General features: G+C 66.6%; 15 protein-coding genes. 6 read left to right on the top strand and 9 right to left on the bottom strand.

Features of this window, described 5'->3' with window-relative positions; genetic code table 11:
• Window positions 1-94: 94 nt before the first annotated feature.
• Window positions 95-694: a fused DSP-PTPase phosphatase/NAD kinase-like protein gene (locus PX52LOC_RS39280; RefSeq protein ID WP_149115202.1), complete on the bottom strand. Its 600-nt coding sequence runs from the start codon at window positions 692-694 to the stop codon at window positions 95-97.
• A gap of 19 nt (window positions 695-713) precedes the next feature.
• Window positions 714-2,045: a hypothetical protein gene (locus tag PX52LOC_RS39275; protein WP_149115201.1), complete on the bottom strand. Its 1,332-nt coding sequence runs from the start codon at window positions 2,043-2,045 to the stop codon at window positions 714-716.
• A 140-nt stretch (window positions 2,046-2,185) separates the two neighbouring features.
• On the opposite strand from PX52LOC_RS39275, the gene PX52LOC_RS39270 reads away from it, so the two are divergent.
• From PX52LOC_RS39270 to PX52LOC_RS39260, 3 genes are all read left to right on the top strand, one after another.
• Window positions 2,186-4,228 carry a bifunctional serine/threonine-protein kinase/formylglycine-generating enzyme family protein gene (locus PX52LOC_RS39270; protein WP_149115200.1) on the top strand — a complete coding sequence of 681 codons (2,043 nt, stop codon included), beginning with the start codon at window positions 2,186-2,188 and terminating at the stop codon, window positions 4,226-4,228.
• 94 nt (window positions 4,229-4,322) lie between these two features.
• Window positions 4,323-5,096, top strand: a complete 774-nt coding sequence (locus PX52LOC_RS39265) for a hypothetical protein (protein WP_149115199.1) — start codon at window positions 4,323-4,325, stop codon at window positions 5,094-5,096.
• A 55-nt stretch (window positions 5,097-5,151) separates the two neighbouring features.
• The gene (locus tag PX52LOC_RS39260) at window positions 5,152-7,383 is read left to right on the top strand and encodes a hypothetical protein (protein WP_149115198.1); all 2,232 of its coding nucleotides are present in this window, start codon (window positions 5,152-5,154) and stop codon (window positions 7,381-7,383) included.
• A gap of 122 nt (window positions 7,384-7,505) precedes the next feature.
• On the opposite strand, the gene PX52LOC_RS39255 is transcribed toward PX52LOC_RS39260, so the two are convergent.
• The 3 genes from PX52LOC_RS39255 to PX52LOC_RS39245 all read right to left on the bottom strand — a co-directional run bounded on the left by PX52LOC_RS39255 (window position 7,506) and on the right by PX52LOC_RS39245 (window position 12,475).
• A complete protein-coding gene (locus tag PX52LOC_RS39255) occupies window positions 7,506-7,856 on the bottom strand; it encodes an ArsC family (seleno)protein (RefSeq protein ID WP_149115197.1) in 351 nt (116 codons plus the stop codon).
• A complete protein-coding gene (locus PX52LOC_RS39250; protein WP_149115196.1) occupies window positions 7,857-8,954 on the bottom strand; it encodes a hypothetical protein in 1,098 nt (365 codons plus the stop codon).
• A 71-nt stretch (window positions 8,955-9,025) separates the two neighbouring features.
• Window positions 9,026-12,475 (bottom strand): hypothetical protein, encoded by a 3,450-nt coding sequence (locus tag PX52LOC_RS39245; protein WP_149115195.1) that lies wholly within the window; start codon window positions 12,473-12,475, stop codon window positions 9,026-9,028.
• A gap of 387 nt (window positions 12,476-12,862) precedes the next feature.
• Between PX52LOC_RS39245 and PX52LOC_RS39240 the strand changes: the two genes are divergently transcribed.
• Window positions 12,863-13,945, top strand: a complete 1,083-nt coding sequence (locus tag PX52LOC_RS39240; RefSeq protein ID WP_168219490.1) for a DUF1559 domain-containing protein — start codon at window positions 12,863-12,865, stop codon at window positions 13,943-13,945.
• A gap of 70 nt (window positions 13,946-14,015) precedes the next feature.
• Here PX52LOC_RS39240 and PX52LOC_RS39235 read toward each other — a convergent pair whose 3' ends face one another.
• The 3 genes from PX52LOC_RS39235 to PX52LOC_RS39225 form a co-directional block, all read right to left on the bottom strand.
• Window positions 14,016-14,957, bottom strand: a complete 942-nt coding sequence (locus tag PX52LOC_RS39235) for a hypothetical protein (protein ID WP_149115193.1) — start codon at window positions 14,955-14,957, stop codon at window positions 14,016-14,018.
• Window positions 14,958-15,030: 73 nt separating this feature from the next.
• Window positions 15,031-15,876, bottom strand: coding sequence for an NAD(P)H-hydrate dehydratase (locus PX52LOC_RS39230; RefSeq protein ID WP_149115192.1), 846 nt, complete (start codon window positions 15,874-15,876; stop codon window positions 15,031-15,033).
• The gene (locus PX52LOC_RS39225; protein WP_149115191.1) at window positions 15,873-17,447 is read right to left on the bottom strand and encodes a PPC domain-containing protein; all 1,575 of its coding nucleotides are present in this window, start codon (window positions 17,445-17,447) and stop codon (window positions 15,873-15,875) included. The genes PX52LOC_RS39230 and PX52LOC_RS39225 overlap by 4 nt, the downstream gene beginning before the upstream one ends.
• A 227-nt stretch (window positions 17,448-17,674) precedes the next feature.
• Here PX52LOC_RS39225 and PX52LOC_RS39220 point away from each other — a divergent pair, with 227 nt between their 5' ends.
• The gene (locus PX52LOC_RS39220) at window positions 17,675-17,935 is read left to right on the top strand and encodes a hypothetical protein (RefSeq protein WP_149115190.1); all 261 of its coding nucleotides are present in this window, start codon (window positions 17,675-17,677) and stop codon (window positions 17,933-17,935) included.
• Window positions 17,936-18,239: 304 nt separating this feature from the next.
• The gene (locus PX52LOC_RS39215; RefSeq protein WP_149115189.1) at window positions 18,240-20,510 is read left to right on the top strand and encodes a DUF4139 domain-containing protein; all 2,271 of its coding nucleotides are present in this window, start codon (window positions 18,240-18,242) and stop codon (window positions 20,508-20,510) included.
• Between the two features lie 114 nt (window positions 20,511-20,624).
• Here the strand turns inward: PX52LOC_RS39215 and PX52LOC_RS39210 are convergent, their stop codons facing one another.
• Window positions 20,625-25,427 carry a protein kinase domain-containing protein gene (locus PX52LOC_RS39210; protein ID WP_149115188.1) on the bottom strand — a complete coding sequence of 1,601 codons (4,803 nt, stop codon included), beginning with the start codon at window positions 25,425-25,427 and terminating at the stop codon, window positions 20,625-20,627.
• Window positions 25,428-25,522 lie beyond the last annotated feature (95 nt).

Genomic DNA, 25,522 nt, shown 5'->3' with positions numbered 1-25,522 from the left:
TCAAAGAACCTGAAACTTGTGCGTCTGCTAATTCCGCCACCCTGCGGGTTGTGCCTGTTGTCTCGAACTCGCGGAGGCTGCCGCCTCGGTCTGGTTACCGCTTTGGAGCGGGGCCGCCCACCGGGTGCGGCGTGAGCGCGAACACGAGCTTGAGCAGGTCCGGTTCGTACTTCGTGCGGGGGGTGCCCATCGATTGCATTTCCTCCCACGCTTCCCGGTTCGACCAGCCCTGCCGCTCGACCCGATAGCCAGCCACATGGGTGCCGGTCCGGTGGATGCCCGCGAAGCAGTGAATCAGGACCGGCTTCGGCACGGTCGGGTCGTCCATCAGGGCCAGGAAGCGGCGCACGTTCGCCATCAGCGGCATCGACCCGTCCGCCGCACCCCAGTTCAAACTGGGGAAGCGATAGTACCGCACGCCGGCCGCCCGGCAGATGTCGTCCTCGAACTGGTTCTGGAACTCCTCGGCGTCGTCCTTCGAATCCCGCAGGCTGATGACCGTGCCGATGCCCTGTTCGCGAACGATTCGCTCGAACCCTTCTGGATTGAGTTGCCCGCTGCGGAGCAACACGCCGTCCTCGACGACGTGCAAGTTCCGGTAGCGGCGTTCCTGTTCGACCTTGTAGAGCAGCGGGAACGCCACGACGGCGAGAACCATCCCGACAACTAGCAGACGTTGAAGATGTGCCGCCATCCGTGGCCCTTCGAAGGAATTATGCCGCCAGTGCCGGCGGCTGTGCCGCCCCGGACTTTCGGCGGACGCGATTCCACACGCCGATCGCCAGTCGGGTGCCCCAGCCGCGGCCGGGCGCCAGTAGGGGCGGTTCCAGGTCCGTCGCCGCCGGGCGGAAGACGATCAGCAACAATAGCGGAGTGTACCACAGCACGTACAGCCCGCCCCGGTCGGCGAACCAGAACTGCACGCCGATCAACAGCGCCGCCGACATCGCACTCACGTGTGCCATCGTCCGCACGGGCGGCCAGAAGAAGCTCGTGCCGACGAACACGGCGTACAGGATGAAGACCGGCAGTCGGTAGGCCCAGTTTCGCCCCTGCCACAGGCTCTCGGCGGTCGGCCGCTTCCACGGCTGCCAGTCGGCCAAGTGCATCACCTGTGACAGCCCTTGCGGGAAGTACCCGGCCGCCCACAGCACGCTGAGAGTTGCGGCCAGCGAGAGAAGGAGCGCCACCGTGAAGCCGATGGTGAACCGCCACGCCCCGCGCTGCCAGTAGAACCGCAGCCAGACCGGGAACAACAACACCGGGAAGAACGTGGACCCGGCCGCGAGGCCGAGGAGCCAGCCGCTGAGCCGCGGGTGGCGGTAGGCGAAGACCGCCCAGAGCGTCAGGGCCGCGAGCAGGACGTGGTGCAGTTGCGAGATGTGGTAAGCCGTGTACGGCAACAGCAGGTACATCGCGGCCATCGCCACGCCGGTCTCGGCGTCGCGGAAGTGCCGCCAGCCGACGAAGAACAGTCCGGTAATCACCGCCGCGTGGCCGAGCATCGCCAACGCCCGGACCGTCCAGACGCGGAGTTCCGCCCAGTGTTCCGGGTCTACCGGCTCGCCCTTCGCGACGACGACCGCCGCCCCCTCCGTCACGCCGGTAACCGCAACCGGCGGCCGGCCGACCGGCTCCCAGGCGTCGGCCGGCCGCCGCACCGCGACCACGGTCAGGCAGACGAACAGCGCGATGCCGAACCACGCGAGGCCGGGGATGGTCAGGTTCGAGCGGAACACCGGCCGTCGCACGGCGGTCAGGTCGAGGAAGCACCGTACCAGCCAGTACAGCGACGCGGACAACAGCCAGGCGTAGCCGAAGACCCGCTCGCCGGCCCCGCCCTGCGGGTCCGCGGCCGCCGATTGGTTCGCCTCTTGCAACAACAAGAAGCCGGGGACGAACGAGAAGAGTGCGATGAGGTCCCAGTTCCGCAGGGAGAACGGCCGGGAGAACTGGAAGAACAGAGCGACGGTGAGGAAGAACGAGAAGAAGAACCACGTCGTCGAGTTCGGCAGGTGGAATTCGAGAAAGATCGATGCAAACACGGTAACTCCTTCGCCGTGGGCACCTAACCCGGTCGCGTGGGTGGTGTTATATGGGCAAGACGAGCCGAAGGCAGGAACGAACTCGCCCGGCGCGGCCGGTTCTCTAGAATGGCGCGGCCCCCATCGGTTCGGAATTGCCCATGGCCCCTGTCACCTCCACGACGGACTTCCTCAACGCCCTGGCCGCGACCGGATTCCTGACCGACACGCAACTGGCCGCCCTGAAGGGGTGGGCGCAGATTCAGCGGCCGGACGCGAACACCATCGCCATCGAGTTGAACAAGCGCGGGTGGCTGACCGGGTACCAGATTAAGGAAATCTACCGCGGCCGCGGCCCGGGGCTGTCGATCGGGCCGTACCGCGTCGCGGACCTGCTCGGCGAGGGGGCCATGGGCCGCGTCTTCCGGGCCACCCACATGCGGCTCGGCCGCGAGGTCGCGCTGAAGGTGATCCGCCGCGACAAGCTCGCCAACCCGCTCACTGTCCGCCGCTTCCAACAGGAAATCCGGGCCGTCGCGCAGCTGTCGCACCCGAACGTGGTGATGGCGTTCGACGCCGACGAGGCGAACGGCGACCACTTCCTGGCGATGGAGTTCGTCGACGGCACCGACCTGACGAAACTCGTCCGCGAAAGGGGGCCGATGCCCATCCCGGTGGCGTGTGACTACATCCGGCAGGCCGCCCTCGGGCTGCACCACGCCTACGAGCGTGGCATGGTCCACCGCGACGTGAAGCCGAGCAACATCATCGCCGCCAAGACGGGGCAGGTGAAGGTTCTCGACCTCGGCCTGGCGATGCTCAACACCGCGACCGCGAGCGAGAGTTCCACCCGCGTGACGCAGGAGGGGTTCGTCCTCGGCACGCCGGACTTCCTCGCCCCGGAACAGGCGCAGAACCCGCAGCAGGTGGACACGCGGGCGGACGTCTACGCCCTCGGCACGACGCTGTTCTACCTGCTGACCGGCCAAACCCCCTACGAGGGGGGGAACTCGACCGAGAAGCTGTTGAAGCACATCACCGATCCGCCGCCGCAATTGCTCGCCCGGATGCCGACCGCCCCGCCGCAACTCGACGCGATCATTCAGTGGATGACGGCCAAAGACCCGCGGCACCGCCCGCAGACGCCGGTCGAAGTCGCGCACGCACTGTTGCCGTTCTGCCCACCGCCCCCGCCCGGCACTCACCCGCACCAAGCCCTGCCGCCCGCCCCCGTCGCGCCGGTGTTTGCTCTCGACCCGAAGGGGAGCAGCCACCTGTTCATGCTTCCGGCGTCCGAAGCCCCGGCCCGCATCCGCGAGCGGAGTCGGAAGTCCGGGAGCCTGACGGGTTGGCTGGTCGGCCTCGTCGCACTCGTGACCTTCGGGGTGGGCGGTTACGTGGTCTACCGCCTCGCCTTCCTGGCCGACCCGCCGCCGACGGCCGAGTACACCAACCCGCTCGGCATGAAACTCGTCCTCGTGCCGCCCGGCAAGTTCCTGATGGGATCGCCGGACAGCGAGCGCGGCCGGGGGTTCGACGAGGGGCCGGTCGGCGAAGTGACACTGGAGAACGCCTACTACATCGGCGCGACGGAGGTGACGAACGGCCAGTTCCAGCAACTCATGGGCAAGTCGCCGGCCCGGACGGCCGTTCGCATCCGGGGGGCCACCGACTACCCGGTGGAGACGGTGACGTGGGCCGAGGCCGTCGAGTTCTGCAAGAAACTCACCGAGCGCGACCGCACGAAGCGCCGCGGCTGGGCGTACCGCCTGCCGACGGAGGCCGAGTGGGAGTACGCCTGCCGGGCCGGCACGACGACGGCCTACCCGTCGGGCGATCAACTCTTACCGGCGCAGGGGGAGACGTTCGACCCGTTGGGCAAGGACGACCCGCCGCCGGACGACCCGAACGCGAAGTCGCCGGGCCAACCGAGCAAGGTCGGACAGGCGAAGGCGAACGCCTTCAACCTCTTGGACTGTCCCGGTAACGTCGCCGAGTGGTGTTCGGACTTCTACGCCCGCTCGTACCCGGCCGGTCCGCGGGTGAACCCCACGGGACCGGCCACCGGCGACGTGCGGGCGGTGCGCGGCGGGGCGTTCGATTCGCCGGCGGCCCGCTGCCGTTCCGCCGCCCGTGCCGGCCACCCGCCCGACACCCGCGAGCCGAGCATCGGCTTCCGCGTGGTGCTGGCCCCGGTGCCGTGAGCCCCCGGACCTTTCTCCGAAATCGCTCTTGCACCCCCGCCGTCGTTCGGGCTACCTTGGCGGGGAACTTTTCCAACCGGCAGGAAGCCGACCGTTGACCGACAAATCCACACCGCTGATCCTCGACGCCCTGACGCGGGCCGCCGCCGAGCGGAGCGGCGTGCCGTTGCACGCCTCGAAGACCGAAGCCGGCCTGTTCCCGAACACCGCGGCCGGCAAGGCCGCCGCGAAACGCTGCCGGGATGACCAGATGCTGCAAACCCTGCCCGCCGACCCCAAGAGCAAGCCGCGTGAGGTCTGCACGATCACTGAGCGCGGCCTGCAACACCTGATGCAACAGGTCAGCCCGAAAAAAGTGCTCGAAGACTTCGTGCGCATCCTCGAAGAACGCCGCGGGCAGGTGGACGAACTGCTCGCGGACGTGAGCCGCATGGCCCAAAACCTCGACGGATTGAAGGCCGCCGTCGCCGCGGCGCTGCCGGACGTGACCACCGCCCGCGTTCCCGTGCCTGGCCCGGTGAACCGCCTGACTGAAGCGGACCACGCCGCCGCCCCGCGAACCAACGGCAGCGTGGCCACGCTAGTCGCGAAGACCACCGTGACCGACGTGGCCGCCGCAATTCAAACGCACCTCTCCGACTGGGCGGCAGAGGCCGCACGCGATTGTCCGTTGCCGGAACTGTACCAAGCCATCTCCTGCGGCCACGCGGGGTGCAGCGTCGGCCTCTTCCACGACGCCCTGCGGCAACTTCACACGGCCGGCCGTGTGTACCTGCACCCCTGGACGGGGCCGCTCTACGCCGTGCCCGAACCGACGTTCGCCTTGCTCGTCGGCCACAACGTGGCGTATTACGCCAGCGCGAGATAACCCAAAACATCCGCCGCACGGTCGCGGCTCTTAACTTTTGTCACGGAGGATCAGCATGACTGCAACGGCCACCCTGTCCCGCCCGACGCCGACCGGCGAGCGCGAACTCCTGAAGCGGGCCGGCAACCCGTTCCGCAACTACTTCGCCCGCAACCCCGACGACGACGTGTGCGGCCGGTTCCACGTGCCGGAACTGTTCGTCGCCGAGCGCGACCTGTTGCACGCGATCATCGACCTGTACCGCAACGACCCGACCGCCCACAGTGAAGTCGTGCCGATCCTCGGGAACAAGGGGGCCGGCAAGACGCACCTGCTGCACAGCATCAAGCACGGGGCCGGCGGCGCGTGGCAACTGCTCGTCACGCCGGGCACCTTCCAGAAGGACACGGATTACCTCGAATACCTGCTGTTCCAGATCATCGACACGCTCCTCGGCGGCGGCAAGCAGAAGGGCGTCCGGCCGCTGGAACAGATCGGCGAGCAACTCGTCCGCACCATCCTCGGCACGGCAATCAAGCAATTGACGAGCGACGAGAAGGTCGAACTCTTCCCGCCGCCGGGCATCGGCCGGTGGGCACGCCGCCTCGGCATCGGCCACGCGCAAGCCGCCGAACGCGCCGAATGGCTGGCCGACACGCTACTTGGCAAGGGCACGACGCCGGTGCGTCAGGCCATCTCCGACGCCGGGCTGACGCCGGAGCGGGCCTTCGACCTGATCGCCGCGCACGTGCAGAAGACCGAGCCGCACAACGCGACCGGCCTCATGCGGCGGAACGTCATTAATGGCTTCACGAAGGCCGTGCTGCTGAAGGACGAGAGCGAACTCGCGAACTTCCTGACGTTCGGCTTCACCGAGATCGACTTCCAGGTCCGCCCGACCCGGCAAGACCTGGTGCTCGCGCTGTTCAAGGTGATGATGCAACTGATGCGCGAGTTGAAGATTCCGGTGGTCGTGGCCTTCGACCAGTTGGAAGACCTGCTGCTCGCCCGCCGCAACGACGACTGCCACCGCGTGGCCGAAGCGTTCTTCGCCGGCATCGTGCAGATCATGCACCAACTCGACGGCCTGTGCTTCCTGATCTTCGCCGAGCGGGGCTTGTGGAACCGCTTCGTGCCGTCACTGGACGGGTACATTCAAGACCGGCTGAATAACCCGGTTCACGTCCCGAACCACGGCACGGTGAAGGCCCTCCGCCTGGAAGCCCCGCCCGCGAACCTCGTCCGCCGCGTGGTGGAAGCCCGCCTGCGGCCGGTGCTGGACACGATGCCGCACGCCGACGGCGTGTCGGACATCTACCCGTTCCTCGACGAGCAGATTTCGCAGGTCGCCCGCACGGAACCGACGCTGCGGGACATGCTGCAACAATTCCGCCACCTGTACGACCACATGGTCGCCGATGATCACGCCGTCACGCGGATCGAGCCGATCGACAACATCGTGAAGGGCGGCGGCTTCGATTCCGCCGTGGAAGAGGAAGTCCTTCCGTTGGAGCCGAGTTACCCGACCGCGACGCCCGCCGAAACCGCACCGGAAGAGACGAGCAACCGCGTGAGTGCGCTCCTCGGCCACGACTCGCCGTACAGCGTCCGGGCGGCCGAAATCATCACGACCGTGCCGGTCACGCAGCCGGCCGAAGTCGAAGCACCGCGGTCGGGGCTTTCCCCGGCTGCCCTCGCCGACATGTGGGAGACGGAGTACCGTTCGGCCCGCCGCAAGCTGGAACCAGACGGGGCGCTCACGGGGGCGACGCGGGAACTGCAATCGGCCCTCGGCACCTTCCTGACCGCGTGCCACGAGCACGGCGTGAAGGTCGGCCCGTGGCGGTTGCAACACGTCGTCCCGGAGTGGAGCTACGGCGACCACCCGACCTACGGCATCGTGTCGCTCGCCCACTGGGCGTGCAAAGACGGGCAACCGTGGAAGGTCGGCGTCGGCCTGTTCCTCGCGAAGGGGCCGGGCAAGCCGAAGGACCTGGAAATCAAGCTCGGCTCGATGACGGTGCAGCCGACGGTGGTCGATCACCTGATCCTGATGCGGACGGAAGACGACCTGTCGCTGACCGGCAAGAGCAAGACGCTGTGGGCCGACGCCGAGAAGCGCGGCAACCACGCCCGCCTGGAAGCGGTGACGCTCGACGCCTTTGCGATGGTCTACAGTTTCCCCCGGTGGCTGGCCGCCGTCCGCGAGTCGCTGCCCGAAGGCACGCCGCTGCCGAACCTCGCCGACGTGATCCAGGAGAAGTGCGAACGGCTACTGGAACAGGTGTGCATGCCGGTGCAAGGCTGATCTGTGTTTGCCCCACCCGTCGAAGCGACGGGTGGGCTTTCGGCACATCAATTTCCAAACTGCCCCACAAGACAAGACCTAAAAGCCCACCCGTCGCTTCGACGGGTGGGTTCTTTCATTCATCACCCGAAGACCTGACGGTACGCATCGTCGGTGAAGCCCACGACCATCGTCGTGCCGACCTTCGCCGTTGGCGCGCGAAGGTTGCCCGTCGGCCCCATGATGAGGGCCAGAATCGCGTCGTCGTCCGGCCGGTCGTGCTTCAGGTCAAGCGTCTCGATCCGCTTCCCCTTCACGGCGATCAGTTTCTCGACGCCTGCGAGGTGCTGTAGCGCCTTCTTGGCGTCGATCCGCTCCTTCGTGGCGTTGACCACCGTGGCCGCGGTCACGCCGGCCGGCACGAGGTAGGCTTGCGCCCGCTTGCACGTCGTACAAGAGTTGCGGTGGTAGAGCCAGTCGATCTGCTTCGCCACTTACGCCCCCTTCACTTGCGCGAGCTTGTCGTGGTAGGCCTTCGCCCGCGTTTCGTCGCCTTGCTTCTGGAAGCACTCGGCCAGGCGGATGACCGCCTTCAACACTTCCTCGTGGTCCTGGTTGTCCACCACCTCGACCCGCAACAGTTCCCACATCGCCTCGCGGGGCAGGTCTACCTGTGTGTACAACTCGCCGAGGATGTTGTGGCCGAACGACCGCACGAGTGGGTCGGCCGTCTTCGCGATCACGTCGTCAATCACCTTCACGGCCGCGGCCGGCTTCTCCTTCGGCTTCTTCTCGCCGGAAGCCTTCGTGGCGGCTTGCAGGATCGTGAGCTTCTCCCGTAGCGAACCGGCTGTCGGGAAGCCGGCGGCCTTCGACAGTTCCTCCAGGGCCGGGGCGGTCGTCAGGGTGTTGCCGCTGCGGAACAGCATCTCGGTCTCGCTCAGTTTGGCGTCGAACTTCATCTCGGGCGGCAGGCCCTCGACTTTCGCGAGCTGTGAATAGATCGCCCCGGCCTCGGTGTATTTGCCGAGTTCGAACTGCATCCGGGCGGCCAGGTGCGCGACCGGCCACACCTCCCAGGCGTTCTTCTTGCTGTACTCCTGCACGAAGCCGATCAGCTTTGCGACCGCGGCCGGGGCCTCGGCCTGAAGGGCGGGGCCGGTCTTCTCGTCGGCGGTGCGGGCGGTCCAGTAGGCTTCACGGTATTCCAGGAACTTCTTCGTCTTCGGGTCGGCCGGGTTCTTCTTCACCTCGGCCGCGTACAGGTCGCGGGCCTTCGCGGCGTTCCCCTGGTTCTCGGCCGCGCGGAGGTCGAGGATGATCTTGTCCATCCCCGGCAGGTTGCCGTAGTCCACGGCGATGATGTTGCCGGCCGCGACTTCGGTCACCTCCTTGTTGGCGGCCGTGACCTTGATGCCGCCGGCCGTCTCCTGCACGGCCCCGAGGACGCGGTCTTCCTGGTAGTCTTTCTTCGGGTTGCGGAACTTGACCGAGTCGAACGCCGCTCCCCCCTGGCCGTTCGCTTGCGGCGGGCGCGACAAAGTAGCCAGGCCGGCCACGAGGAGGACGAGGGCGAAACGGCGGATGCGCATAACGAACTCCAATTGCGGATCGGTGGAGAGGCCGGCGGGGCACGGCCCCGCCGCTCGCAGGATTTGGGAAACTACTTCTTCTCGGGCGTCGCAGGGGCGGTGGCTGGCTCGGGCAGATCGGCCGTCGGATCGAGGAAGGCGGTGCCGCCGTCCTTCTTGTACCCGTCCTTCATCGCGGGGTACTCGTCCAAAAGCGTGGCGAACCGCTGGCGGATCTCGGTGTTCAGGCCCTTCTCGTACCCCTTCTCCAACCGGGCGATGTCCTTGCCGAGTTTGGTCAGCGCGTCCGTCTGCTTCGCCGGGGCGGCGATGAGTTGCATGTTCGCCTTGGCGAAGCACCGCTTCTCTTCCACGAACAGGTCCAGGATGACCGGGTAGATCCGCTCGCGGTCCTGCCGAACTTTGGCCACGTCGTCGGTCTTCTTGATCGGGGCCGTGACGAACGCGAGGTACGGCCGAATCACCTCGGCCCACGCCTGGGTCGCCTTGACCCACAGGTCACGCTTCTTATCGGCTGGGGCGTCGGTGGCGCGGTCCTCGATCACATAGACGCGCTCCTTGCGGAACTCCAACGACTTCGCCCAACCGCTCTTGCCGTCGGCCCCGAGCGCCGCGGTGAGGATTTCGTCGGCCTTGTCGAACTGCTTCGAGAGCCGGTAGACGCGGGCCGATTCGATCTGCCCGATCTGGTAAGCGATCACCGCGTCACGCTTCTCGGCGTCCAGTTCGCTGATGGGTTGCCGCAACGTCGCCTCGTCCACGGAAGGAACCTTCGCCAAGACTTCGTGGGCCTTATCGTGCAATCCCAGGTCGCGGAGGGCACGACCGAGGAAGGCCCGCGGGCGGGCGGCGAGCTTGTCCTTCGCGGCCTGATCGGTCAGCAGCTTACCGACTGTGTCCATCAACTTCTTGGCCTCCTCGTCCTTCATCTGCTTCTTGAGTTCGTCGATCTGCGGGCGGACCTGCGTGACGAGGCGAGCGAGGGCTTCGGTGGTGGCTTCAACGCTGCCGCCGAGTTGTTCGAGCAATTTGAAGAGTTCCGCGGCCTGGTCGAACGCCCCCTCGCGGATGCGGGCTTGCAGGGCGAGCACGATGAAGTCGCGGCGGTACTTGTCCAGGCTGTCGGCCGCGACGACGGCGGAACCGGTGTCGCCGTCGCCCTTTTCGGGTTGCTTGCCGCGGTAGGCTTCCACCTCCGTGGCGGCCGGCCCGGCCTGTTTCATGTCGAGCAGCGTCTTTTGCGCCCGGTCGGCCAGTTCCTTGTACTTCGCGTCCTTGTAGAGCGGCAGGAGTTGGGCGTACTGCGCCCGCAGGCGGACTTCTTCGGCGGAGAACTTCGCGGTCTTCTTGTCCCCCGCCGGCATCGGGGCGGCCGCCACGCGGGTCACGTTGCCCGTGGCGATCGACTCGGCCTTGGCTAACTGGCCGCCCCCCTGAATGAGGTACAGTTGGGCGAGCACGTTCCGCATGATGAAGAACGCCCGCAGGTTGTCGGGGTTGGCCGGCTCGGGCACCGCCTCGGCCGCGGTCCGCGCCCGGGTCAGCAGGTTCGTCCGCTCCTCCGGCGACAGCGGCGAGTCTTTACTCTGGAAGAGGTAGAACGCCGCCCGGCCCTGCATGGTGCGGGCCCCGGCGGCCCCGGCGAAGCCGGCGTTGACCTTGTTGAGGATGTCGAAGGCGGCCTTGAATTGCTTCTCTTCGAGGTACAACTCGCCGAGGCGGGTGCGGACGCCGTCGGTGGCCGGGTCGGTCCCCTGGGCCTTGTCGATGGCCAGCCCCAGGTCGATCGCCCGGTTCCGGTCCACCGTGCGGGCTTCCACGTCGGCGGCTTCGATCTTCGCCCGCGACTCGCGGTAGCACTCGATGGCCCACAGGCCGGCTTTCGCCGCGATCGACCCGCGGGTCGTCAGAGCGACGTTCTCGGCGGCCACGGCCCCGGCCTGGGGGAACCCGCACCGGCGGTAGGCGACGGCGAGCCACAACTTCGCCTCGGCCGCGTCCTTCGCCGGGGTCTCCGGCGTGATCAGGTCGCGGGCCCGTTCGAACAGGGCGATGACGTCGGTCATCGCCTTCTCCTTCTGTTGCTCCGGCGTCAGGTCGCTTTTCGGGGCCGGCTTGTCCGCCTTCTTGTCCCCCGGTTTCTTGTCGTCCGCGGCGGGCTCGTCTTCGATCGCGTCGATCGCCTCGTCCAACCCGCCCAATCGCACCTGGGCGGCCATCAGGCACTCGTCGAAGTTCGTGTACTGCGCGGCCGGCTTGCGGGCATTGCCGACGATGAACCGAATCGCCCGCATCCGCTGCCGCGACGCCCGGTCGGTGTAGTCGTTGTCGAACTCAAGCAACTTCTTGTAGTCGCGGGCCGCCTCCTGCAATAACGCCCGCGCACTCGCTGTGACGCTGACGAGCTTCCCCGACGGCTTGCCCTTGGCGTCCTTCTTCTCGTAGACGTTGCCGAGGTCGCCCTCGGCTTCGCGCTGAGTGAGGATGGCGTGGTAGTAGGTCATGCTGAGCCGCTCGGGCGTCATCCGCGCCTTGTATTTGTCCTTGTCGAGCCAGCCCTTGGTCTTCACGCGGGCGGTGCGGACGGCGGGCAGGTCGCCGCCCCGGCCGCTGACGTACTCGCGTTGGGCCTCGAAAAACTCGACCATCCGCACGCCGTCGGCCCCGGCCGTGGGGTTGCGGAGGGCGTCGGAGCGGACGGCTGCGAAGGCCTCCTTCGCCTTGCCCATGTCCTGCATCTCGTAGTAGCACGCCCCGACCCAGGCGCGGGCGGCCCAACAGATGGGGTTGTTCACGTCCTGTTGGCCGAGGTCGGCGAAAATTTTCCGGGCGTCCTGGAGGGCCTTGGCCTGGTCCAGCAGATCCTGGCCTTCGGCCTGGATGTACGTGTCGGCCAGGTTGTACTGATTGATGCCGCGGTCCAACTCGGCCTGCATCGCGTCGCGGGCCAGACCCTTCCGGCGGAAGGCGTCGGTCATCGGGTTGTCCACGATTGCCTTGATCTGCTTGGCGGCCTGGCCGTATCGGTCCGTCGCTTCCTTGAACAGCGGGCGGACGGCCGCGTAGGCCGCTTTTTTGGCCTTCGCCTTGCCGTCGTCCGGCTGCCCGTCGGCCCCGACGGGCACGTCGATTCGCGCGGCCCGGTTGAGGGCGGTCTTCGCCTGCAAGGACAGCACGCGGGCGAGCGCCATCGCCGCCTCGGGAGCCCGCGGGTGTTTGGCGTGGTCGAGCAGGAAGAGGCCGAATTCGGTCTTCGCCAGAGCGATGGCGGCGTCGCGGACCGACTCGTCGGTTTCCTGTTGTGCGAGCAGGAGGTTCGTCTTCGCCTTCTCCAGTGGAATCACGACCTTCTGGTCCGCGGTCGGGTTGTTCTTGGCCAACTCGTCGAGGTATTCCATCGCCAGGTCGGACATGCCGTGTTCCCGCAACCCCTGCACGAGGTCGAAGGGGTTCGGGGTGTCGGCAATCGCGGGGCGGGTAACGAGAAGGGCAAGGGCGGTGACCACGAGCAAGCGGGACATCGGGAGAGCCTCTGACGCAGAAGGTCGCGAGCGAACCGTGAAAATGAGACGCCGGGGGGCCGTGGCGAGTTCCGGTATTATGATTCTTGCCGGGAGTGAAGCTGAGTCAAGGGCCGCCTCTCTCTTCGTTGGAGAACTTCAGAACGCCCCTTCTGCGAGCAGATTTGGAGAGTTTTGTGAGTGGAAATTGCGAAGATTAGCGTCTCGGGTGAAGGAATGGTGTTTGTTCGGTGAAAAACAGCCCCGTCGATAGTCTCGGTCTGACGCATTCATCATGATGATACGGTCATCTGCCGCCGACGCCCGCTGAGGGTGTCGTTCCATGCGTTCCTCGATCCAGAAAGTTCTTCCCGTATGCGATCGCCTACCCGTCGAGTGGCGTTTACGTTGATTGAATTGCTCGTGGTCATCGCGATCATCGCGATTCTCATCGGCCTGTTGCTGCCGGCCGTGCAAAAGGTTCGTGAGGCCGCCGCCCGGATCAAGTGCACCAACAACCTCAAGCAACTCGGCCTCGCGGCCTTGAATTACGAAGGAACGTACGGCGGGTTCCCGCACAACGGCATCACGAAGAACAATAGCCAGCCGCCGTACATCCCCTGGGCCGCCGGGTACACGGCCACGCAAGGCAACCTTGGCGCCACACAGGGCCGGTCCAGCGGTCTGGTCCCGTTGCTGCCGTTCGTCGAGCAGAACAACATCTACCCGATCTACACCTTCGGCCTCGACTGGAGCGACCCGGCGAACGTCAACGCCCTGGTGATCCCGTTCAAGCTCTTCCGGTGCCCCTCCAGCACGACGTCCGATGGCCCGATCACGGCCTACGCGACGAACTACATCACGGGCGGGAACACCGCGTTCGCCCCGCCGAGTTCGCCCGGAGCGACTACGAATTCGCTGGGCGGGGCCGTCTACCCGACGACCAAGAACACCTCGACCGGGACGGCGTCCGACTACGCCCCGTGCGCCCAGGTGAAATCGACCAAGGACTCGGCCGGGGCCGAGAACGGCTTCTCCAACCCGCTCGTCGTCGCCGGCGGCACCGCGTGGGCCGGCGGCGGGAGCAAGGGGGCGTTGCGGCAGAACGGCCCGACGCGGATCACGGAAATCACCGACGGCACGAGCAACACGACCTTGTACTCCGAAGCCGCCGGCCGCGACCAACAGTGCTACGCCGGCAAGAAGTGCAGTGCCTACGACCCCACGAAGATCACCGGCCCAATCTGGGCGGACTCTGACAACCGCATCACCGTGACGGGCACCTCCGCCGACGGCCTATCCGCCTTCGGCACCGGGGCGTGCATCATGAATTGCAACAACCTGCAAGGCGACATCTACAGCTTCCACACCGGCGGGGCCAACGCCGTGTTCGCCGACGGGTCGGTGCGATTCCTCCGCGACACGATTACGATCAGCACCCTCGCCGCACTCGTGACAAAGGGCGGCGGCGAAGTCGTGACGCTCGATTAAGACCAAGCCGATCAAACGCTGCGGCCCCGGACGAGAACCGTCCGGGGCCGCAGCGTTTTTCCCCACTCGATCAATACCGTAGGGCCAGCCGCGGGTACGCCTTGCCCGGCCGGTTCGCGAGCCACATGCGAATCAAAATCGCTAGCACGACCACGACATGGGCCAGGAACGCCAGGGCGTACCACGTCGTGGTCTGCACCGCGAATCGGCCTTGTTCGCCGCCGGTCTTCACCTGGACGGCAACCTTCTCCAGTTGCGTGTCGGCGGCCGCTGCGTCCGTCTCGTACTTTTGCACCGCGTACTGCCGCACAGCGGTTTCCAGGCCGAAACCGCGAGTCATCTCAAGCACGAAGAACCCCAGAAGAACCCCGCACAGTACGGCCAAGATCAGGAACCGTTGCGGCCATACCTTCGACAGCCACGCGAGCGGACCGGGCACGGTGACGGGGTCGATTTCGTGAACGAACTTTTCACCCCAGGCGAGGAGAACGCTCACGATCAGCAGGACCAAATACGGCAACATGACCGGCCAGTCCCGACCGGCCAGCGCCCGAAGCTTGGTTTCTTCGTCCTTCATCGTCACGGGGACCATGTTTGGCGAAATTTCCCGGAAGAGCGTGTCCCAGGCGTTCTGTGCGAACAGCCGGTGGCCGCCGGGGTACGCCCCGACCCAGGTGAAGAACGTCAGCACGAAGATCAGTGTCAAGCCGACGGGCACGATCCACTCTACTACCGCCGGCGTGAGTGTCACGCCAACGTCCTTGCCGTCGCCGGTGATGGCGGGGTAAGGCGTCACGGCCGGCCCCGGCAGCGGCGAAGCCGAGGCGGGCGGGATCAGGCCGGGCGGTGGGGGAGGGGCGTCATTTGCGGCCGGCGGCGGGACGGCGACGGCCGGCGAGTACCGGCCGGGGACGGGGATCTTCGCCCCGCACACCGGGCACGGCACGTCGGTGCCGGCCGCGGAATCGGGAACCTCGACGCTCTTCAAGCACTCGGGGCAAATCTGCTTCACGGGGTCGCGCCTCGTAGGGGTGAGTCACGCGGGAATGCTACAGACTTCGTGCCAAGATGGAATGGCGGCCGCGTTACGATTCGACTTCGCGCAGGGCCTTGCCGAGGTACGCCAAAAGGTCGCTGGCGATGAGGGCCGCCTGACCGACTTCGGCCGCCGCAATGTCGCCCGCCCGCCCGTGTGCCCACGCCCCGAGACACGCCGCGTCGAACGGAGAGAGCTTCTGACCCAGCAATGCCGCGATGAGGCCAGTGAGCACGTCGCCGCACCCGCCGGTCGCCATGCCGGGGTTGCCGGTCTGGTTCGTGTAAACCCGCGCGCCGTCGGTGACGATGGTGTGATTGCCCTTCAACAGCAGCACGACCTTGTGCCTCGCGGCGAACTCGACCGCGAGCGGTTCGCGGTTGGCCTGCACCTCGTTGGTGGTCTTCCCGGTCAGTGTCGCTAACTCACCCGGGTGCGGCGTGAGTACCGCGGGAACTTGCCGGCTCAAGTTGTCGAAGCCGACGATGTCCAGATTGTTCAAGCCGTCGGCGTCGAGGACGAGCGGCTTCTCCGGGTACGCCGCCAGATAGGTCCGGACCAAGGATTGTTTGTCCGGGCCGTAGCCGAGGCCCGGCCCGATGGCGATCACGTCGTAGTCCGGGCCGCGGGTGCGGAGATCGGTCGTGCCGGGCGACGTGAGACCGACCGTCGTGTAGCACGGATTTCCGGCCGCGACGACGTCGAGAATCTCGTCCGGACACGCCACTGTCACCAGACCCGCTCCACCGCGGAGAGCCGCACTGCCGCACAGCACGGCAGCCCCGCTCATGCCGCGGCTGCCGGCCACGACGAGGACGCGGCCGTAACTGCCCTTGTGGCCCTCCGGCTTGCGGGGCGGCAGTCGCGGAACGTCGGTGGCGCGGGAGAGGGTCATTTTTTCTTCTTCGGGGTTGGGGGGGCGACCGTGGCGTTCGGGCCGACGGTCAGCCACAGGTCGGCCGTCGTCGTGTCGAACTCCGTGAGGGTCGCCACGATCAGACGAGCGATTTTCATGCCGACGAGGTTCAACCGGAACGGCTTCGAGACGCCGCCGGCCTCGGCCGTGAACCGCAACTTCGGCTCCTTGTTCATCGCGTCCACCGGCACCAGTGCCACGGTCACGCTCGGGGGCAGCCCTTCGGCCTTCAACTTCAGGTCGGCCGTGAGTAGGGCAAGCGTTCCGCCCTTGATCGTGAATTTCAGTGGCACGTCGAGCGGCGTGCCCGGCACCAGGGCGATGCGGTCGGTCGCGATGGCCGCCTCGAAGTCCGGTTCGAGCGTCACGGCCCGCAGGCGGTAGACGAACCGCGGGCCGCCGTGGTGGTACAGGTCGCGGACCTCGACGCGCAGTGTCTCGTCCTTCGACGGCGTCACGGCCGCCTCGCAATCGGCGTTCGGCTGGGCCGGTTCCACCCGCGTCAGCACCTTGCCCGACTCGTCGAGAACCCGCAGCACCGGCGTCAGCGGCAGTTCCAGCTTGCGGCTTTCGACCTGAAATGTGACCGGCTTGCCCTTCGTCACCTTCACCAGGAAGACGTTCACCGCGTTCGGTTCCTTCACGCACCCCGTCAGCGTGAACGGTGGTGACAATGGGGTGTTACTCGGATTCTCGGTGAAGTCGAAACAGGGGTGAGCCTCCTGCCGCGGTGCGATGACGGATGGTACGATCGGCGACATGCCGAGGTTCCAGCCGACGGGCCGCGGCTTGATCGGCGAATCAGTCGTCACGGCCAGCGGGATCGCGTAATCGACGAACCCGGCCGTCGTGAGCGTGAGGCGGTAAACGCACGCTTCGGAGCCGAAAAAGCGGATGCTGCTGTCCGGCTGCGACGGGAAGGCGAAGACCCGTACGACGAACGTGCCGTCCTTCGGGGCGGTGAACGCGAGTTGCGGGTCGAGGCCGTGGTGGTCGTGGCTCTGGTCGAGAACGAACCCGTCGGCCGAGACGACTTGCAGGATCGCGTCCATCGGCGACCGCAGCGTGTGGTTCGCCAGCAACGAGGCAACGAGCGTCTGCCCCTTCGCCAACTTCACCGCGAAACAATCCACATCGTTGTTCTTGGCGAGCTTGCCGTTCACGACGCACGAGCGATCGACGAGTTGCGGCTTGGTCGCCTCGTCGTTCGGCTCCTTCTCCGCCACCTCCGGCAGCACGCCGACGACGAACGGCCGCAGGGCACTTGCCCCCGTGTCGTCGGACAACCGCAGCCACGCCACGCTCGGCTTCGCATCAGCCGCCACGGTGACGGCGAGTTTGCCCTTGTCCTTCGAGGCTTTCGCGGTGACGCCGGGCGAACTGCACCAGACTTCGACCGGCCACTTCTCGAACGTGCCCGTTGCGGTGACATCGACCGTCGTGCCGACCTGCCCGCCGGCCGGGAACAGCGACGTAACGGCGGGCGGGGCGGCGCGGGCGACCGTGGTGGCGGCGAGCAGCAGAAGGGCCGTGATGGGAAGGCGGTTCATACGAAGGGGTGTGTTGGAGGAAGGTCGTGCTAACGTAGCCCTCTGCGCCTCCGCGGGCCAGTGACCGCAGAGCAGGCGATCTCGCTCACGCGAAACGGGGCGCGCCTCCGTCCGACACCGATGAAGCAGAAGTGAGAGCCCAAACGGCGGGCGCAACACGCCGATCGCTTCCCGTTCTTTCCGCACAAGGGCCGACACATCGCCGACCCGCACTGAGGAGTAGGACCATGTTCCGCAAACTGATTCTCACCGCCGTGATCGCCACCGGGACCCTTGCGGGCTTGAACGCCACCGCGACGACCGCCGACGCCGGAGTGCTTGGATTGTTCGACCGTCATACCGTTCGGTTCGAGGTGAAGGTCCTCCGCCACGGCCACTGGGAATGTGTTGCCACCTACCGCGACCGGGAAGAAGCGCAATGTGCGGCGAGGGGCTTCGAGCGGCAGGGGCACGCCGTGCGAGTCGAAGTGCAACGCGGCCATTGGTAGGCGCGCAAAAAACCGGCCGCAGAGAGTTGAGGTGTCGCCCACTCACCCCAACAACCGCGGCCGGTCCGCAGACAGATACCAGCGACGAAATCGGCTCTTACACGCGCCGGGGAAAATTTTTCGTTCTTTCTCGGAATCCGTCCCGAACCTTTCGCTCCGGCTTGATGGGCTGACGCTTGCCGTCCCTCGTCCGACTGAAGTTCAACGGCGGCCCTGCCCAGCGGTCGAGAATCGCTCGCGTTCGGTTCCAACGATTCGGCCGATTCTCCGTTCGTCTCGCAGGTACCTCTCCCCGGAGCCTCCGATGACCCTTCGCTTACTAGCCGGCACGGTCGGATTACTATTTGTGCTGTTGCTCATCCCGTTGGTGTCCGGGCAGGACGGCGGCCCGGCCGCGAAGCCGGTGGACCTGCCGCTGACGCGGATCGTGCTGTTCAACGCCGGCGTTGGCTACTTCCAGCGCGAGGGCGTCGTCGACGGCAACGCGAGGGTGGAGATGCGGTTCCCCGAACCGGACGTGAACGACCTACTCAAGAGTCTGGTCCTTGAAGACAAGGACGGCGGGAAGGTGAAGGCGATCACCTACGACGGTAAACACCCGGTCGAGGTCACGCTCAAGGCGTTCACCATCGACGTGACCGCCAACCCGACCATCGGCGACCTGCTCGCCCAGGTCCGCGGCGAGAAGGTCGAGATCACCGACAAGCAGGGCGGTAGCGTCACCGGCCTTATCGTCGGCATCGACCGCCCGCAAGCCGTGACGACCACCTTCACGCAAAAGGACGGCGAGCCTTCGACCACCACCACGACCACGCCGACCGCGGCGGGCGAGACGCTGAACCTGCTCACAGCCGACGGCCTTCAGGCGGTGCCGTTGGCGCAGGCGAAGAAGATCAAGTTGCTGAAGGCAGAGTTGGAAGCCGAGTTCCGCAAGGCCCTCGAAGTGCTGGCCGCCGCCCGCGGGGCGTCCAAGAAGGCGATCACCGTGAACTTCGACGGCAACGGCCGTCGCCGCGTCCGCGTCGGTTACGTGATGGAAGCGCCGATGTGGAAGGCGAGCTACCGCCTGAGCCTGGGCGACAAGCCGACGGCCGGGCTGCAAGGCTGGGCGGCGGTCGAGAACACGACGGAAGAGGACTGGACGAACGTGAAGGTCGGCCTCGTCGCCGGCCGGCCGATGGCGTTTCAGATGGACCTGTACCAACCGCTGTTCGTGCCGCGGCCGACGGTGGAACCGGAGTTGTACGCTTCGCTGCGGCCGCCGGTATACCAGGGCGGTGTCGCGGCGGCCGGGCAGTTCGGCGGCGGCGGATTTGGTGGGGGCGGCCTTGGCGGGATGCCGGGGGCGGGAGCCGCGAACAACCTCGGGGCCGGCGGCGGCCTCGCGGGCATCGGCGGCTTAGGCGGCAACCTTGGTTTCCAGGGGCAGTACGGGATTCAGGGTGGGCAGTTTGGCCGGCCTTCGGCGAGAGAACTGATGGGACCGCGTCTTTCCTACGAGGAACTTCAGGGCCGGCTGTCGCAGAAGGTGGAAGGGATGGCCGGTGTTCCCGCGAAACCGTCCGGCCCGAACGGTGGCAGTCACTCGACCGTCCTAAGTGCCGCGGCCGCCGTCGCGCTCGGCGACACGTTCGAATACAAGATCGAAGACCCGATCACGCTGCCGCGGCTCAAGTCGGCCTTGCTGCCGATCGTCAACGACCCGGTCGAGACGAAGCGGGTGAGCATCTACAACGCGAACGTGCAGAACAAGCACCCACTGCTCGGCGTGCGGCTCACGAACAAGTCGAAGCTCCACCTCGCGCAAGGGCCGGTCACCGTTTACGATGGCGAGACGTTCGTCGGCGACGCCCGCCTGCCTGACCTCGCGGCGGGCGAATCGCGGCTCATCAGCTACGCCATCGACCTGCACACCGAGGTCGTACCGCGGGACGGCGAGGCCAAGCGGACGGTCGAGATGGTCGCCTTCCGCGGCGGCCGCCTGGTCACCCGCGAAATCACGCGGCAGACCACCGAGTACGTGATCCGCAACCGCGGCTCGCAGGACCGGCAACTCATCATCGAACGCCCGATCCGATCCGGGTGGAAGCCGGCGGCGACGACGAAGCCGAGCGAGACGACCCGCGATTCGTACCGCTTCGAGGTGACGGCGAAGGCCGGGGCCACGACGACGCTGACCGTGGGCGAAGAGTCGCTGACGCCGGAAGACCTGGTCGTGGAACGGATGGCGGACACGGCGTTGCAGTTCTACGCCGCTACGGCTGCGGCCAGCCCGGCCATCAAGCAAGCGGCGGGGCAAATCCTCGAACTCCGCGGCGTTCAGGAGGCGACGAAGAAAGCGTCAGCCGACGAGGACGCCGCCCTCAAGGCCATCGGCGAGGACCAGACCCGCATCCGGGCGAACCTGGAGCGCGTGCCGAAGGACTCGGATGCGTACAAGCGGTACCTGAAGAAGTTCGACGACCAGGAAACGGAGATCGAAAAGCGGCAGGCGAAGCAGAAGGAACTGAAGGCCAAGCTCGCGGCGGACGAGAAGGCGTACAAGGATTACCTGACGAAACTGAAGGTCGAGTGACGCGACCTCGTCGGGGCGGCGGTCGGCCCGCATCGCGGGCCGACCGCCGCCAGTTCGGTGAGATGCTCTCGAACCACGCCCACGCGCCACCGGCCGGAAATTTTGCGGGCCGGGTCACTTCAATTTCTTGATCGTCTTGATGCTCTCGCGGTCCTTGTCGGTCAACGCCCAGCCGTAGCGTTGCTCCAGGCTGACCAATAGGGCGATCCGTTTCTGCCGGTTCGCGGGCGAGAGGAAGGTGTAGCAGTAGGTCATCTCGTTTACCAAGGACTTCATTGCGAAGGAATCGTCAACCCGCAGGCGACCCTCCGTGGACGCCGCGTCGAGCAGGTCGAAGGCTTTCTTGAAGTGCTCGGCCGCCATCCCCGTCTTATTGTTCTTGACCGCGATCCGACCGCGGAGGTACTCCGGGACGAACGCCGTCGCCTTGATGGTCGGATCCTTCTTGAGCAGGGCCTCCCACTTCTCGGCCTTGGCGTCGGCCTGGGATAAGAGTTCGGTCCGCAGCTTGGCGTTCTGGCTGCCGCCGTCCAGACTCGCTTCCAGCCGGTGCAAGAAGAGGACCAACTGCCAGTACTCGCCGCGGAGAACGTGGCGATCGACCGCGGCCTTGACCTCGCGGGACTTTGAGGGATTCTGGAGGATGGCGTCCGCCGCCCGGTGGTGCTGGTCGAGAATGGCGTCCGCCTCGCCCGACCGGGAAGCCGGCAAAACACCGGAGCGAACGCCGTGGATCAGGCAGCGCGCGAAATCGACACCCCCTTGAAATTCTTGGTCGCTTTCGGGCGGGTGATCGATCTTCAGATATTCGAGGGCCCGCTGGTAGTTCGTGGCCGGGTCCTCGCGAACGAGCCACGCCTTGGCCTCGAAGACGCACCCGAGGAGCCGCCGTTCGTCGTACCGCTTGGCGAGGAGTTGTTTGTCCGACTTGGACATGTTTGCGTCGGCGTCGGCCCGCTGGTCGTTCGCCTTCTTCAAGGCCGTTTCGGCGGCATCGAGGTACGGCTTCACGTTGGCCATCTTCCCGGCTTTCGCGAAGTCGGTGGCCGCATCCAGGAGGAAACTCCCGCGCGCCGCCCAGAACGTGCTCAATTTGCGCGTCGGCATCTTGGCGGCGGCCGCCTCGAACGCCTTGACGGCCTTGAAGACCTTGGCCTCGGCAGCGGCGGCGTCCACCTTCCGCTCGGCCCTGGGGGCGGCGTAGGGCGGGAAGGCGTCAAACTCCGTCGCGATCTGATAGGCCGTTACCGTGTTGCAAGTGCGGTTCGTGGCGTCCAGCCGGAGGCCGCTCGCCGCGTCTTGTGCGATCGATTGCCACGCCTTCACTCGGACCGCTTCGGATGCGTCTCGGGGCGATGCGGCGGGCGGACGGGCGGGATCGGCCCCGGAGAAGCCCATGAACGTGACGTAGGCCCGGTACCCGTAAGCGTCGGCCTTGTCCGGGTGCGTATCGTCCATCCGCTTGACAAGGTCGTCTAGCTCGCGACCGAGGTTCGCCGGATCGTTGGCGATCAGGGGGTCGATGAGTACCCTGGCCCGCACCTTCGCGAGCCGCAGGGCCAACTGATCGGGGCCGTTCACCTCGGCCTTGCCCAGCGATTCGTCGACGACCGCCTCGATCTTCGGGATTAGTTTCGCCTCAAGGGCTTGGCCGTCTTTTTGCGTCGGGCAGCTGCCGAAGGCGTACTCCAGGATGCGGTAGGCCGCCCGCGCGTACGACGCCCCGGCGGCGGCCCGGACTGCCGGCTCGTCGGCCGCACGGACTTGGAGTTGAAGGTACGCGACGGCTAGCGGCAAATCCTCGTCGGCAACCTTGGTGTCGTCTACGGTCACGCGGGCCGTAACCGCTTCCACGGTCTTCCGGTCGCCGCCCGCGTCCGCCAACAGGGCCAGGGGAATTGCCCACCCCGGGTGGGCCTTTCCGTCCAGTTCGTCGGCCCGCCTCAACCACCCCAGAGCCCGCACGTTCTTTGAGAACGGGTTCGCCTTGTCACTCAACAGTTCCGCGGTCGTTTTATTCTGCGTGGGGGCGGCCATGCCGTTCGTCCCCAGTACCGCCGCCGCCCGCTTTTGGCGCGACGCGACCTTCAACAACGGCGAGGGCTTTCGGTAGAGTTGCTCCAACTGATCGGCCGCGGCCTCGTCTTTTTTCGCGACGGCGCGGATGTACGTCGCAAACTCTTTCTTGTCCGCCCCGGTCGCGGCCGTCGCGGGAGTCTTCTCGGCCTCGTCGAGCAAGGCCGTGATCGCCGCCGCATTTTTTTGACGGGAAGCGAGGAGTGGTTCGGCGGCCACCAGTTTCGCCCACCCGTGGGCGTCGTCGCTGCCGCAGGCTTTCAGAATCAGTTCCCAGTTCGGGTCGGGCCGGCTCAGGGCGTCTCGGACGTGAGCGGCCAGGATTTCCTGGTACACCTCCTGAACGCGGGCCTTTTCATCCGCGGCGCGTACGCTCCCACGGCTCACCCGGTCGCGGATCGCTCGAATCGCGTCGATCGGCGTCGACTCCCGGGCGCTGATGCGGATGAGTTCCACGGTGAACGCGACCGGGAACGGCCGTTCGGCCGATTCCGTCGCGAGCCGCTCCGCGAACGGCTTCAGGGCCGACGGGTTGGAGCGGGCGGCCGACCACGCGGAGGCGGTCGTGAGGAAATCGCGGACCGCGGCCGGGACACTTTCCGCCGAGGCGAAGCGGCCGTCGAACGTGTCGATGGCCGCTTGGAGTTTGCTCACCGCTTCCTGCGCGGCGGCGATGTCTTCGGCCGGGACCGGCTGAGCGTAGAGCTTCTGGACGGCCTTGAGGGCGTCGGCGTATTCCACCGATTCAAGGTGCGGCACGTGCCAGCGGGCGACTTCCGCTCGATCGGCCGTGTCGGGCACCCGGCTGGCGAACTGCGAACCTTCGCCCAGGGCGTTCGTGATCGCCGTCCGACGGTCCGGTTGCTGCTGGCCGATTTCGATCAATGTCTGCAACAGCGACTTCTGCTGGTCTGCGGCCGGGTACTTCGTCAACACCGCCGTCGCCGCGTCCTGAAGTCGGTCGGCGGGAATGGTTGTCAACTCGGCCATGTCCGCGGCGAACCTGTCAACGACCGGCAGTGGCGGGTCGACGATCGGCGAGGGTGGGTCGGTGAACAGCGGGGGGATGTAGATGCCGCCCGCCGCGAGGGTACCAAGGATCAGGCCGCCCGTGACCAACCTGGTCGGCCACTTCGATCTCCCCTTCCGCAGCTCGGGGAAGGGGGTTAACTTCACAAACGACTGTGGCGGGTCCCAGCTCTCGGCGTCGTCCGCGGCAACCGGCAACCGAGCCGGGGACGGCTTCGTGGGTTCCTCGGCAGGATCTTCGGCGGCGGGATTTTGGAGGAATTGCGTTCCCTCAAGGCCGGGCGTGTCAGCCCACGGCGCGGGGAGAAGGGGGGCCACGGCAGGTGTAACGACTGGCGGGGTCAAGGCCGACGGCCGGATGATGGCTTGCAATTCCGGAACAAGTGAGACGGTCCCGTAGTGCGCCCCCATGGGGTCCGCCGGATCGACGCTCATCTTGGGCCGGGGAGGGGGCGTCGGTTTCGCCGGTGGCGTTCCGTTCCCCGTGCGAGTGGCCGCCGGAGCGACCACGTCCGGGGCGGTCAGGGTCGGGCGGAACAGGGCGGAGTCTAAAAGTGACGTACTACCCTTGGGGGCATCGGGGTGGGTCGTGCTGTTAGCATTGAGGGCGTCCGCCCCGCCCGGTGCCAACTCAGTCGGCCGCGTCTCCTTGGGAAGTTGCGTGTGCGCGAGGCCCACGAGGTCGATTTGGGCCGGCGTCAGAGTGCCGAAGTTGCCGTTGTACTCGCCGGCGTTTTCGAGGGGGAAAGCGTCCGTGGTCCCGGTCAGTCCGCCGTTGTCGGCGGGGGGCTCGGCGGCGGGCGCGGGCGTCGTGATCCGGTCGGCGCGGGGCGTGATGACGTCGGGAGGAACCTTACCCACGTCGGCCGGGTGGACCGGCGGTTGGCCACGGGCCGCCTGCTCCAACTGCTTCACCATCTCCCAGCAGGACGAGTAACGTGTTTTAGGCTGGACCGCCGTCGCCCACTTCAGCACCAGGCTTTCGCCCTTCGTCAACGTGCGGTGAGAGAAGTCGAGTTTGCCCTCGGCGTGGGCGAGCATGACCTCCAACTGGCTCAGATTCCGGGGGATGGGCAATTGCCCGGTCCGGAGTTCGGAGTACGTGATGGCCAGCGAGTATTGGTCGGTGCCGGGCGACGGCTTGTTGGCGGGCAACTCGGGCGGGCTGTACGCCAGCGAGCACGACGCCCTCGTCTGCCGCGCGTCGGGCGTGACGAGGACGGCGACCCCGCAGTCGGCGATCTGGATCTCGCCGGCGACGATCATCAAGTTGTCGGGCTTGATGTCGCAGTGGATGATCGGCCCGTCGCCCACGCCCGGGCCGAGATTGTGGTCGGCCCGGTTCAGGTAGTCGATCCCCTTCGCCGCCCCGTACATGTAGCCGAGGACTTCTTCGAGCGGCAATCCGCGGTAATCGGCGGGACTCGCCCCGGGCGGGTGAGATTGTTTCAGGCGGGCCGACAGGCTGCGATCGCCGAGGCCCATCGCGATCACGAGTTCGCTGAGTTGGTCCTTCGCCCGGACCTCCTCCGCCTTGCCGATCGGCAGTTCGCGACCGTCGCGGTCCTTGATGCGGGCGGTGTAGATCGGGATCAGGTTCGGGTGGCGGAGGTTGCGGACGAGGTTCAGCCCCTTCAACTCCTTCAACGCGCTCGGGCTGCGGGACAGGTCGATGACCTTGAGGGCGACGTAAATCTCCGACTCGGTTTCGATCGCCTTCCAGACGGTCCCGAAGTTTCCCTCGCCGAGGAACTCGACGATTCGGTAGCCGGAGATCGGCTCGTCGTTCACGTCGTAATTGAGCGAGGACATGCGTGATCCCGTAACTGATTTTGAGGCGAACGGGCTGTTCCGGAAACGGACGCACGGCCCGCGGGGCGGGGCCGTGTGGGGTGTCTTGATCGCAC

The organism is Limnoglobus roseus, assembly GCF_008254045.1.
In the GTDB taxonomy this organism is placed as follows: Bacteria; Planctomycetota; Planctomycetia; order Gemmatales; family Gemmataceae; genus Limnoglobus; species Limnoglobus roseus.
This window is presented reverse-complemented; position numbering and strand designations above follow the sequence as displayed.